Source organism: Geothrix campi, assembly GCF_024609265.1.
GTDB lineage: Bacteria > Acidobacteriota > Holophagae > Holophagales > Holophagaceae > Geothrix > Geothrix campi.
In genome coordinates, this window is sequence record NZ_JANHMP010000002.1 from 261,082 (window position 1) to 272,841 (window position 11,760).

The 11,760-nt window shown below is 67.6% G+C and carries 12 protein-coding genes and 2 tRNA genes; 2 read left to right on the forward strand and 12 right to left on the reverse strand.

Annotation, left to right across the window (positions count from 1 at the left end; genetic code table 11):
- Positions 1-14: 14 nt before the first annotated feature.
- From NOV65_RS10300 to NOV65_RS10355, 12 genes are all read right to left on the reverse strand, one after another.
- Complete coding sequence (locus NOV65_RS10300; protein ID WP_257306374.1) at positions 15-569, reverse strand: hypothetical protein; 555 nt, start codon at positions 567-569, stop codon at positions 15-17.
- Positions 566-1,231: a (d)CMP kinase gene (gene cmk / locus NOV65_RS10305; protein WP_257306375.1), complete on the reverse strand. Its 666-nt coding sequence runs from the start codon at positions 1,229-1,231 to the stop codon at positions 566-568. Before cmk ends, NOV65_RS10300 begins: the two co-directional genes overlap by 4 nt.
- Positions 1,232-1,266: 35 nt before the next feature.
- Positions 1,267-2,718 (reverse strand): NapC/NirT family cytochrome c, encoded by a 1,452-nt coding sequence (locus NOV65_RS10310; protein WP_257306376.1) that lies wholly within the window; start codon positions 2,716-2,718, stop codon positions 1,267-1,269.
- Positions 2,719-2,902: 184 nt separating this feature from the next.
- Positions 2,903-4,588 (reverse strand): RecQ family ATP-dependent DNA helicase, encoded by a 1,686-nt coding sequence (locus NOV65_RS10315; RefSeq protein ID WP_257306377.1) that lies wholly within the window; start codon positions 4,586-4,588, stop codon positions 2,903-2,905.
- A gap of 3 nt (positions 4,589-4,591) precedes the next feature.
- Positions 4,592-5,719, reverse strand: coding sequence for a histidinol-phosphate transaminase (gene hisC, locus NOV65_RS10320; protein WP_257306378.1), 1,128 nt, complete (start codon positions 5,717-5,719; stop codon positions 4,592-4,594).
- The gene (clpP, locus tag NOV65_RS10325) at positions 5,719-6,315 is read right to left on the reverse strand and encodes an ATP-dependent Clp endopeptidase proteolytic subunit ClpP (protein WP_257306379.1); all 597 of its coding nucleotides are present in this window, start codon (positions 6,313-6,315) and stop codon (positions 5,719-5,721) included. Before clpP ends, hisC begins: the two co-directional genes overlap by 1 nt.
- A gap of 75 nt (positions 6,316-6,390) precedes the next feature.
- Positions 6,391-8,049 (reverse strand): trigger factor, encoded by a 1,659-nt coding sequence (gene tig, locus NOV65_RS10330; RefSeq protein ID WP_257306380.1) that lies wholly within the window; start codon positions 8,047-8,049, stop codon positions 6,391-6,393.
- A gap of 86 nt (positions 8,050-8,135) precedes the next feature.
- Positions 8,136-8,220: transfer RNA gene (locus NOV65_RS10335), tRNA-Leu, on the reverse strand.
- A gap of 25 nt (positions 8,221-8,245) precedes the next feature.
- Positions 8,246-8,322 (reverse strand) — tRNA-Arg (locus NOV65_RS10340).
- A gap of 54 nt (positions 8,323-8,376) precedes the next feature.
- Positions 8,377-9,312, reverse strand: coding sequence for an adenosine deaminase family protein (locus NOV65_RS10345; protein WP_257306381.1), 936 nt, complete (start codon positions 9,310-9,312; stop codon positions 8,377-8,379).
- A gap of 78 nt (positions 9,313-9,390) precedes the next feature.
- A complete protein-coding gene (locus tag NOV65_RS10350; RefSeq protein ID WP_257306382.1) occupies positions 9,391-9,684 on the reverse strand; it encodes an FYDLN acid domain-containing protein in 294 nt (97 codons plus the stop codon).
- 81 nt (positions 9,685-9,765) lie between these two features.
- The gene (locus tag NOV65_RS10355) at positions 9,766-10,833 is read right to left on the reverse strand and encodes a hypothetical protein (protein WP_257306383.1); all 1,068 of its coding nucleotides are present in this window, start codon (positions 10,831-10,833) and stop codon (positions 9,766-9,768) included.
- Between the two features lie 109 nt (positions 10,834-10,942).
- Here NOV65_RS10355 and NOV65_RS10360 point away from each other — a divergent pair, with 109 nt between their 5' ends.
- Positions 10,943-11,302 carry an STAS domain-containing protein gene (locus NOV65_RS10360; protein ID WP_257306384.1) on the forward strand — a complete coding sequence of 120 codons (360 nt, stop codon included), beginning with the start codon at positions 10,943-10,945 and terminating at the stop codon, positions 11,300-11,302.
- A 14-nt stretch (positions 11,303-11,316) separates the two neighbouring features.
- Positions 11,317-11,742, forward strand: a complete 426-nt coding sequence (locus NOV65_RS10365) for an ATP-binding protein (RefSeq protein ID WP_257306385.1) — start codon at positions 11,317-11,319, stop codon at positions 11,740-11,742.
- The last annotated feature ends 18 nt before the right edge of the window (positions 11,743-11,760 follow it).

Below are 11,760 nucleotides of genomic sequence, written 5' to 3' on the forward strand. Positions count from 1 at the left end.
GGGGGCCGGTGCTTCTACGCCTGCTCCGGCCGGCTCCGGTGCCACCGCCAAGCCAGCCAGGCGCAGCAAGCCGCCATGCCCAGCCAGCCCAGGGTCTGGAGTCCGTGGGCCAGGGCGGTGTCCTGGGCCAGCAGGCCCCAGCGCCCCAGCAGCATGGCCCAGTCGTGCTCCTCCCCGCCCACCAGGGGGAGGACCTGCGCCCGGGCATCCGCCACATAGCGCGCGATGTTCAGGAGGTTCTCGAACACCCAGATGCCCGTGACCGCGGTGCCCACGGCATCCCGGCGCAACCAGAAGGTCCCGAGCGCGAGCAGGGGCACCAGAAGCTGCATGAGGGTCCCGCCGAGAATGGTCAGGACCTCCCAGCCCAGGAGGCCGAAGAGGGGGTGGCCCGCTTCATGGAAGACGAGGTTCACGCCGTCCAGCAGCGGGATCCAGCCCTGCTCGGAGCGGACCGCTAGAACGGCGAGCAGGAGAAAGCCCAGGGAGACGCCGGCCAGGGCGGCGGTTCCTACGGGCTGCCACTCGGCCTCCCAGGCTTCGGCCAGCGGCTCCAGGAGGGGCATCACGGATGCGCCAGGTGCCTCGCCACGATCCAGTCCACCACCTGGTCGAGGGTCATGGCGCTGGAATCCAGTTCCACGGCGTCCGCCGCCCTGCGCAGGGGCGCCACGGCGCGGGTGCTGTCGGCCTCGTCGCGACGGTGCTGGTCGGCGAGGATGTCTTCGAAGACCGGTGCCTGGCCCTTGGCTTCCAGTTCGAGGAACCGTCGCCGGGCCCGGGCTTCGGGGCTCGCGGTGAGGAAGATCTTGCAGCAGGCATGGGGAAAGACGACCGTGCCGATGTCGCGGCCGTCCACCACCCAGCGGCCGGAGGCGCCGATGCGGCGCTGCTGCTCGACGAGCACCTCCCGCACGCGGGCATCGGCGCTCACGGGCGTCACCCCGCGCGTGACCTCCTGGCTGCGGATGGCCTCGCTGACATCCTCACCGGCCAGGAAGATGCGCGTGCCTTCCTGGGCGAGATTCAGGCCCTCCAGGAGCCGTTCCAGCCCGGGGCGGTCTTCCAGGGACAGGTCTGCCCGTTGCAGGGCCAGGGTGGCGGCGCGGTACATGGCACCGGTATCGAGGTACTGCCAGCCCAGACGCACGGCGACCCGCCGGGCTGTGGTGGATTTCCCCACCCCCGACGGGCCGTCGATCGCGATCAGGGGAAGGGCGGAAGCGGTCATGTCTTCATTCTGGAGGACCGCTCCCACCCATTCCATCACTTCATGCCGAGGTCCTTGAGGACCTTGGGATCCTTCTCATCCTGGGCCAGGATCGTGTGGCAGGTGTCGCAGTCGCCCTTGATGGTGCGGCCATCGGCGGCGGTGTGGCTGCCGTCGTGGCAGCGGAAGCAGCCCACGGATTCCTCGTGCCCGATGTTGTTGGGGTGCGTGCCCCAGAGCAGCTTCATCTCGGGGAACACGTTGCGGAGGTAGATGGCCTTCACCGCTTCCGCGGCGGCGTCCACCTGGGCCCGCTTGTGCTTGAACACCTCGGGATAGCTGGTCCGGTAGAACTCGTTGATGCCCAGGACGATCTTCGAGCCGGCCTCCTGCTGGCTGGCGTACTCGACCTTCAGGAGCTCCACCGCCTTCTTCTTGATGTAGGGCAGATCGGCGCTCATGCGCTTCTGGTTGAGGGCCTTGTCGACGGCGCGGTCAGGCAGCTCGAAGGCGTGCGTGGGCCGGTTGTGGCAGTCCACGCAATCCATCTTGCGCTCGGTGGCCTTGGCGAGCTGCTCGGGCTTCAGCTTCTTGTAGTCGTCGGTGACGTATTCCACGAGCTGGCCGTTGTCATCGCGGTAGGTGACCTTGGGGATCTCCTGGCGGCGGTGGTCGGTGCTGATGTAGCTGATGCGCTCCATGGCGTCGAGGTGGCGGCCATGGATGCCCGTGGTGCCGTTGGCGGTGTGTCCGCCGATCTTCAGCAGGAGGATGCTGGTGGAGGGGGTGTTGGCTTCGTCATCGGCGTATTTGGTGCGGATCAGCAGCTTGTCGTCCGTGAACTTCTGGGGCCAGTGGCACTGTTCGCAGGTCTCGCGGGCGGGGCGCAGGTGTTCGACGGGGCTGGGGATGGGGCGGGAGTAGGTGCCAAAGGCGACGGCGAAGAGCTGCCGGGTGCCCGAGATCTTCGCTCGCACCAGGGCCGGGGCGCCGTGGCCGATGTGGCACTGGGCGCAGCCCACGCGAGAGTGGGGGGAGTTCAGGAAGGCGGTGTACTCGGGGGCCATCACGGTGTGGCAGGTGAGGCCGCAGAAGCGGTTGGAGTCCATGTACTCCACGCCCTTGAGACCCGCGGTGCCCAGGATGCCGACGTTGATGAAGGTGAGTGCGCCCACCACCAGCAGCAGGCGACGGATGCCGGGCTGGGTGAAGTCGACCTTCTGGAGGGGGGTGGTGGCCTCGCCCGCCAGCCGGCGCTTGCGGCGCGTGCGGAGGATGCCGACGGGAATGAGCACCAGGCCGACCAGGAAGAGGGCGGGGAGGGCCAGGAACAGCAGGATGCCGACGTAGGGATGGACGGCCCTGGGGCTGGTCAGCTCCATGAACCAGAACCAGACGAGCGTGAAGGCCGAACTGGTCGTCATGGCCACGCCCAGCAGGGTCATCCAGTTGTTGCCCATCTGGAAGGCGAGCCTGACGAGATCCCTGATGCGTTCTTTCAAGCTCATGTATCCACCTCCGCGACGTGGGGCAAAAGACAAATGACAACCGAGTGGGTAATGTCCTCCTCCACCCTAAATTCCCCAGGGGGCCGAAACAAGCCCGTCGCGGGGGTGGTGGCGACTTATCTTCTTTGATATCAGTAAGGGGCGTTCCAGGTTGTGACAGAGGTCCTGGGACGGGCAGCAGGCCTCAGTTCGAGGTTCCGCGCAGCAACCGGAGGAAGGTTTCGCCGTACTGCTGGAGTTTCTTCGGCCCCACCCCGCTCAAGGCCAAGAATTCGGCTTCCGTGGCGGGCTGGAACCGGGCCATCTGCTGGAGGGTGGCATCGCTGAAGATCACATAGGCGGGCACGCCCTTGGCATCGGCCAACTGTTTCCGGAGGCCTTTCAGCTCGCGATACAGCGCTTCCTCCCCGTCCACCGGACCCTCCGGAAGGGCCGGGCGGGAACCGCGGGGCGAACCGCGCTTGGCCTTGCCAGGCTTCGGCGCCGCTTCCAGCGGATCGATGCCGGAGCACACATCGCAGGAGGCTCCACAGGGCTCCATGCGCTCGCCGAAGTGGGCCAGCAGGGCCTGGTGGCGGCAGCGCACGGAATCGGCGAGGCGGAAGAGGTCCCGCGTCTGCCGTTGCTGGGCCTGGGCCAGGCCGGCGTCGAGGCCGTCCGTGAAGCGGTCGTAGCTGAGCACGTCGCCCCAGCTGTAGAACATCACGCAATCCGCATGCGCGCCGTCGCGGCCGGCCCGGCCGATCTCCTGGTACCAGCCCTCCACACTCTTGGGCATGTCGCGGTGGATGACGTAGCGGATGTTGCTCTTGTCGATGCCCATGCCGAAGGCGACGGTGGCGACGATGACATCCACATCATCCCGCTGGAAGGCCTCCTGGGCCGCGGAGCGGGCGGCGGCGTCCATGCCCGCGTGGTAGGCCGCCGCCCGCACGCCCTCGCCCACGAGAAACGCGGCGGTGGCCTCCACGGCTTTGCGCGACAGGCAGTAGATGATGCCGCTCTCGCCGCGCCGTGCCAGCACGAGGCGCAACAGGGCCTCGCGGACAGGGGGCAGGCCTTCGACGCCCTTCCGGTAGGCGCTGATGCGCAGGTTGGAGCGGAAGAAGGAGCCCTGTACCTCGACCGGATTCCGCATCTCCAGTTGGTCCGCGATATCGCGGCGCACCTCGGGGGTGGCGGTGGCGGTGAGGGCCAGCACGGGCACGCCGGGGAAGCGCCGCTTCAAGCCCGCCAGGGTGCGGTAGGCCGGTCGGAAATCATGGCCCCAGTGGCTGATGCAGTGGGCCTCGTCCACGGCGATGAGGCGCAGGTCCACCGCCTGTAGCAGGTCCGCCAGGTAGAGCTCGAGGCCCTCGGGCGCGGCATAGACCAGTTCCAGCTCGCCGCTCTTGAGGGCGCGGATGCGCTCGCGGCGGGCTTCCGCGTTGAGGCTGGAATTGAGGAAGGTGGCCCGGAGGCCGGCTTCGGTCAGCGCATCCACCTGATCCTTCATCAGGGCGATGAGGGGGGAGACCACCAGCGTCACGCCGCCCAGCAGGCGGGCGGGCAGCTGGTAGGTGAGCGATTTCCCGGCGCCCGTGGGCATGATGCCCACCACGTCGCGGCCCGCCATGACGGCTTCGATGATGGCCCGCTGGCCGGGGCGGAAGGCCCCATAGCCGAAGGTGGCCTTGAGGGCGGACTCCAGGTCGGCCGGAGCTTCCAGGTCGGCGGCCAGGGCCTTCAGGGCCGCGATGGAAGCGGCGTCGAAGGCGCCGGCTTCGCTGCGGTAGCGGGCCCGGAGGGCTTCCAGTCCCTGGCGGCATGCCGCTTGCGCACCCTGCGCCAGCAGGGCGCGCAACCGCTCAATCTCGCCTGGAACCTGCACCACTCAGCAGCCGCCGTCGAGCAGGGGGCCGGCAGCGATCCAGAAGGCCTGCATCTCCTCGGGTTTCCCGAAAGTCACGCGGATGTGGTTGGGCAGACCGTAGCCCTGCATGGGCCGCACGATCACGCCGCGCTGAAGTAGCTCCTTGAACAGCTCCGCGGCGGGGAAGGCGGTCTCCACGAGGATGAAGTTGCCCGAAGTTCCCGAGAGCTGGCAGCGGTGCTTCGCGGCCTCCGTCACGAAGGCCGCGCGGGCCTCGGTGTTCTTCTGGCGGGAGAAGGCTTCGAAGGCCAGATCCTGCACGGCGACTTCGGCAGCGGCCTGGGCCAGGTGGTTGGTATTGAAGGGGCTGCGGACGCGCTCCAGGAAGCCCATCATCTCCTTGGATCCGAGGCCGTAGCCGATGCGGAGTCCGGCCAGGGCGTGGATCTTGGAGAAGGTGTGGAGCACCAGCAGGTTCGGGCGCTCATCCAGGTAGGCGGCCGCATCCGGGTAGCTGGCGGGATCCTCGTATTCGGCGTAGGCCTGGTCCACGACCAGCACGATGTCTTCGCGCAAGTTCCGCACCAGCCGCTCCAGGGCGGCCCGCTCCAGGCGGATGCCCGTGGGGTTGTTGGGATTGCCGAGGTAGACGAGGCGCGTATCTGCCGCCACGGAGCGCAGGATGTCGTCGGCATCGAGTTCCGTGGCCGTGGCCCGGGATTCGATGACACGCCCGCCGGCGGTCTGGGTGGCGATGCCGTAGATGGCGAAGCTGTGCTTCGGGATGACGGCGCTGCCCCCGTCCAGGAAGGAGGCCTTGGCCACCATCTCCAGGATCTCGCTGCTGCCATTGCCCAGCACCACGCGCTCCAGGGCCAGGCCCTTGCGCTCGGCGATGCGCTGGCGGAGGTAGTAGCCGTCGCTCACAGGGTAGAGGCCCAGCCCCTCGAACTCGGAGCCCTCGATCACTGCGGCCACGCGGGCCTTCACGGCTTCCGTGGGCCCCCACGGGTTCTCGTTGGAGGCCAGCTTGACGATGGCGGTGAGGCCCAGCTCGCGCTGAACCTCCTGGATGGGTTTGCCGGGGATGTAGAGCGGGATCCGCGCCAGGTGTTCGAAGGCGGGAAGGGCGGAAAGGCTGCTGGTCATCAGGCGGGCCGCTCGGAGAGGACCTTGTCCACGATGCCGTATTCCAGGGCCTCCTCGGCGCCCATGAAGTAGTCGCGGTCCATGTCTTTCATGACCTTCTTCAGTGGCTGGCCCGTGTGCTTGGCGAAGGTGGCCGCCAGATTCTCCTTCAGACGCTGGATCTCCTTGAAGGTGATCTCGATCTCGGTGGCCTGGCCCTGGGCGCCGCCGCTGGGCTGGTGGATCATGATGCGGGCGTTGGGCAGGGCGAAGCGCTTGCCCTTGGTGCCAGCCGCCAGCAGGTGGGCACCCATGGAGGCGCACTGGCCGATGCAGTAGGTGACGATGTCGTTCTTCACGAACTGCATGGTGTCGTAGATGGCCAGGCCCGCGGTGACGCTGCCGCCGGGGCTGTTGATGTAGATCTGGATGTCCTTGTCCGGGTCCTCGCTCTCGAGGAAGAGCATCTGGGCGACGATGGCGTTGGCCACGTTGTCGTCGATGGCCGTGCCCAGGAAGATGATGTTGTCTTTCAGCAGGCGCGAATAGATGTCGTAGCTGCGCTCGCCACGCGGCGTCTGCTCGATGACGATGGGGGGATAGTAGCTGCTGGGCATGGGCCCTCCGGCTGACTCATCAGGATAGCAAGAAGGCGCCATGGGGCGCCTTCTCTGGGTGGTCTGCGCAGACCGCTATTTCTTGGCCGCGGGCTTCTTGGCCTTGGGCTTGTCCTCGGCGGGCTCGTCCTTCTTGGCGGCGGCCTTCTTGGGCTTCTCCGCGGCGGCCTCGTCCTTCTTGGCTGCCTTCTTGGGCTTTTCCTCGGCTTCGGGCTCGGCTTTCACTGCGGCCTTCTTCGCCGCAGGCTTCTTGGCCGGAGCCGCCTCCTCCTCGTGGCCATGATCGTGGTCGTGGTCACAGTCGGGGCCGTGGACGTGGCCAGCGGGGGCCACGGCGGCGGGCTCGCCGCCCTCCTGGCCTTCCAGGTCGCCGCCCTCGAGGCCACCGGCATCAAAGCGGTTCACGGGCAGGCCGGCCTCGCGCTTGCGCTCCAGCTCGACCAGGGCCTCGAAGGCCGCCTTGTCCAGCTGCTCCTCGGTAACCTTGGCGGTGCCGAGCAGGTGGGTGAAGATGCGGTCCGTGCGGAGGCGGCCTTTGATCTCGGTGGTGCTGCCACGGCGTTCCAGCTCGGCCTTGAAGGTCTCGAAGGGCTGCTGAACCTGGTTCTCGGCCATGAAGGACCGGATCTCGGCGTCGATATCGGCCTCGGGCACCTCGATGGACTCGGTGTTGCCGATGGCCTGGAGCAGGTAGCCGCTGCGGACGGCTCGCTCGGCATCGTTCAGGCGGTACTGGCGGTAGGCCTGCCAGTTGACCTTCTTGGGGTCCATGCCCTGGCGGGCCACATGCTGGGCGAATTCCTGGCAGTAGTCGTCGAGTTGCAAGGCCACCATGGAGCGGGGCACCTCGAAAGGCGCCGCGTCCAGCAGGGTGTCGAGCATGGAGGCGTGGAGGCGCGCCACCGCATCGCGTTCGGCGGCCTCTTCCAGATCCTTCGTCACCGCTGCCTTCAGGGCCTCAAGGTCCTCGAAGGCGCCCATGTCCTTGGCGAAGTCATCGCCCAGCACGGGCACTTCCTTGCGGCGGACATCCTTGACCTGCACCTCGTAGGCCAGCGTCTTGCCGGCGAGGACTTTGTTGTTGTCGTCCGCGGGGTGGGTGAGCGTGAAAGCCTTCTTCTCGTCGGCCTTCATGCCCAGGATCTGGGCATCGAAGGGGCGGGTCCCATCGACCTCCAGGACCTGATCCTGATAGGTCTGGGCCTTGAGGCCCTGGGGCTTCACGCGGATGTCGCAGGTGGCAATGAGGCCCTGGGCCACCACGCCGTCCTCGACGGGCAGGAACTTCGTGGCCCGCTGGCGGAGGCCCTCCAGGTGCTCGGCCACGGTGGCCGCATCGATGGCCCGCTTCTTCTTGGTGAGGACCATGGCCTTGTAGTCCGGCAGCGCCACTTCGGGGGCCACGTCGAACTGCGCGCGGAAGACGGCGTCGGCGCCCTCCTTCAGGTCCAGCTTCTCCAGGGAGGGGTGGGAGATGGGCAAGGCGCCCGCCTCCTGCGCGGCCTTCCAGAAGTGCTTCTCCACGAGCTGCTGGGCCACGTCCGACTGGATCTCCCGGGCATAGCGCTGCATCAGGACGGGCCGGGGGGCCTTGCCGGGGCGGAACCCGGGGATGCGGACCTTCGGCGCGATCTTCGCCACCACCTCGTTGAAGGTGGCGCTCACCTCGGCGGCGGGCACCGTCACTTCGACGGCCTTGCGGGTGGGGGACTGGTGGTGCAGGGTGGCGGACATGGATGCTCCGTGTAATGCGGTTGTTTCGGTCCTCTTGGCTTGGCTTCTTCCGCTTCAGACTTGGTGCAGGTGCTTCTGATCTGAAGTGGTGCGAACGGTCGGACTCGAACCGACACGGTGTGAACCGCTGGAACCTAAATCCAGTGCGTCTACCAGTTCCGCCACGCTCGCAGGGATGCCAAATTGTCAGTTCCGGTGGTGCGCCCAGAGCGACTCGAACGCCCGACCCTCAGGTTCGAAGCCTGATGCTCTATCCAGCTGAGCTATGGGCGCGCACCGAATCCCCTAGTCTACCGGGAAGACCCCCTGGCTTCGACCCCGGAAGCGTCAGGGCAGGAGACACCAGGCATCTTCGGCTCCGTTCCGTCTCAGGACGGCCAGGACGGTGTCCTCCAGGCCCATGGACCGGGCGGAGGTGGCCTCGGTCCCCAGGTCGCAGGGGATGAGGCCCGGGTCGTCCGTGCCCAGGGCGCAGCGAACCCCGGCGCGCAGCATGCGGGGCAGGGGGTGGGGGACCACGTCGGCGGCCAGGGCTCCATTCGAACTGGGGCAGACATCCACGGGGATGCGACGCTCCGCCAGCAGTTCCAGGGTGGCGTCGTCGGCCCGGAGGCCGTGGACGATGCGGGAGACGCCGCCCTCCAGCACGGCCTCGCGCACATTCGAGCCCGGCCCGTTCTCGCCGGCGTGGGCGGCGACGCGCAGGCCCGCAGCCCGGGCCCGGTCAAAGACGGGGGCCCAGTCCCGGAACGGGCAGCCCTCCAGCCCACCGGTGGAGAAGCCCTTCACGAAAGGGGGCAGGCCCGGCAGCACGAGATCCAGGACCGCGTGGCCATGCTTGGGGCCGAAGTGGTTCACGGCATCCACCACGACGCAGCCCCGGACGCCCTCCGCCTGCGCTTCGGCCAGCCCCTCCTCCACCCCGCGCCAGAAGGCATCGAGGGGGAGCTGACCGCGATGGACCACCAGGAAGTGGGGCGAGGCCCAGAGGTCGAAGCCCGCGCCGCCCGTCCGTTGCGTGCGCCGGGTCACGGCCCGGACTGCTTCGTGTACGGCCTCGCGGCTGTCCAGCAGGGCCGCCCCGAAGAGGAAGGCCTCGATGAAGCCCTCGAAGGGTACGGCGGCGCCGGCCCACAGGGTTTCAAGGGGCCTGGGCAACGTCAGCCCGCGGCGCGCCGCCTCGTTCCGGACCCACGCCGGATCGAGGGAACCCTCGAGGTGCGTGTGGCGGTCGATGAGAGGAAAGGGGGCGGCTGTGCTCACCCGGACATTATGCTCACCGCTCGCCGGATCGCTCGCCAGGCTGCGCAGCAGCCTGTCGAGCGATCCGGCGGAGTTCGCCTACTCGTCGTAGTCGTCCATGCGCAGGTCACCGGGATCGAAGCCCTCGCCCCGGCCCCGTTCGATGGCCACGCCGCTTTCGCTGAAAGTCTCTTCGAGACTCTCCGCTTCAGGCTCGGCGGTGAAGTCGTCCTCGATGACATGGACGCTCTTCTCCTTCTTCACGGCACGAGGCTTGGCGGGGGCCGCCTTCTGGTTCGCGCCGCACTTGGGACACACCGCCTCCGGCTTGCCGAAGTCGTAAAACTTCGTCGCACACTGGAAACACGAAAACTTCTTGCCGAGATCCGCCATTGACTTGTTCCTCGCCCATGCCCAAAGGAACAAGGTTCTACCAGAGTCCACTCGGGTTGTCACCCATTCTGATGGGAGATCTCAGGCCCAGGGGGCCCCACCCAGCTTGGAAGCGTCGTCATCGCATAACTGATGGATGACGGTGCTGGTGAAAATCCGGTGTCGAACTTCGACGTCCTCCCCGAAGCGCTCCACGAAGGTGGCCCGGCTCCGTTCGAGTTCATCCCGGAGCAGCCCGAACAGGTTGCCCTGGGTGCGGGCCTGGGCGACCTTCCCGGGGAAGTACAACTCCACGTCGCCCACCAGGACGCGGGCCAACCGCTCGGCAGCGGCGCGGGTCTTGGGATCCAGCTCCGCCGTCGGAGGGGCCTCGATGGTCTCGGGCACCATCTGCGTGGGGGCGCTGGACTGGGTGCTGGTCCCAGGGTGGGTGCCGGTGCTGAATTGCGGCATGGCCTGGGGATGGGCTGGTTCGTCCTTCCCCGCTGCCAGGCTGCCCAGGGAGGCGGAGGCCGCCAGCACGAGGGCCCGCACCAGCTCCGGGTGGTCCAGCTTCTGGCGCAGGCCGCTGTCCACCAGCAGCAGGGCCACGGTCTTCCGCTTGTGCCGGATGGGAAGGATGACCAGGTCGGCGGCCTCATAGGGGCTGAGGACCGCGAGCAGGGCCGAATAGCCGGCGCCCTTCTTGCGCAGGGATCGCCCCAGGCCCTGGATCACCGCCTCCAGGTCAGGGGGCGGCACCACGGCGCCAGGCTTCAGGGGGGCGTTCGCCTCGAAGCCGCGATGGGCATACAGGGAGGCCAGCCCCTGCTTGAGGATGAAGAGGGCGCTGCGCTCGACGAGAGGCTCCAGGCCGTCGAGGAGGCGCTTGAGGAGATCGCCCTGGGAGGGGGCCCCTTCCACCAGGTCCAAGGCTCCTGCGAAGGCCGCCATGGCGCCGCCTGTTTCTGTCTCCGCCGGAGCCGGGGCCGGGAGGGCCTGGCGGAGCCGCTCCAGCAGCGCCTCGTCAGGATGGAATCGCTCCATGGCCAACTGCCAGGTGGCGATCACCTCCTCGAGCAGACTCTGGTTCTTCTGGTTCAGCCACGATTCCAATGGCCCGCGGAGGGCGTCGTGGGTGGGCTGGTCCTCAGGGCGGGGGGCGCTCATTGGGGGCTCGATCGAAAGGTTCGGGTCCAGGGTATCCCAGTTCAGGGGCGCTCACTGGCAATTGCCCCATGGAACCGATAGGATGGCCCAGGTTCCTTGGAGATGGCGGATGGCGGATCTTTCCATTGCGGTGAGGCAGGCTGGCGACGTGGCGGTGCTCCTCCCGGCCGGTTTCATCAACGCCCACACCGTGCGCGAGTTCGAGGAGGCTCTGGAGGGGCTGGTGAAGGATGGGCGCTACACCATCCTCCTCAACTGCAAGAACCTCAATTACATCAGCTCGGCCGGCCTGGGTGCCATCATGGGCCTCATCGAGACGGTCCGCGAACACCAGGGCGACATCCTGCTCTCCGACCTCCAGCCGAATGTCTTCGCCATCTTCGATACCCTGGGCTTCACACAGCTCTACCGGGTCTTCGGGGATGAAGATCAGGCCCTGGCCGCGGTCACGCCAGAACGGAAGGGGTGAGCGTGGCGGCCACCATGGAACCAGCCGAGTTCCGACTCGTGATCCCAAGCCAGACCCGCTACCTGAACTTGGTGACGGGGCTGGCGAAGCGGGCCTCCCTGGTGGCCGGCCTCGACGACGCCACCGCCGCCAAGGTGAGCATCGCCGTGGACGAGGCGGTGACCAACGTGATCATCCACGCCTATCACGGCGAAGGCGAGCACAGCGTCGAACTGGAACTGCGCTTCACCGAGCAGGCCCTGGAGATCCACATCCTCCACTCCGGCCAGGGCATCCGCGGCGACCAGGTGGTGCTGCCCGATCCCAAGGAATACATCAAACACCCCCGGAAGGGCGGCCTCGGCCTGCTGCTCATGAGCCGGTTCATGGACGAGGTGCGGTTCAAGGCGGATGAGGCCTCCGGGCGGAATGAATGCTGCCTGATCAAGAAACTCGACTGACGCCGCAGGTCCGCCTCT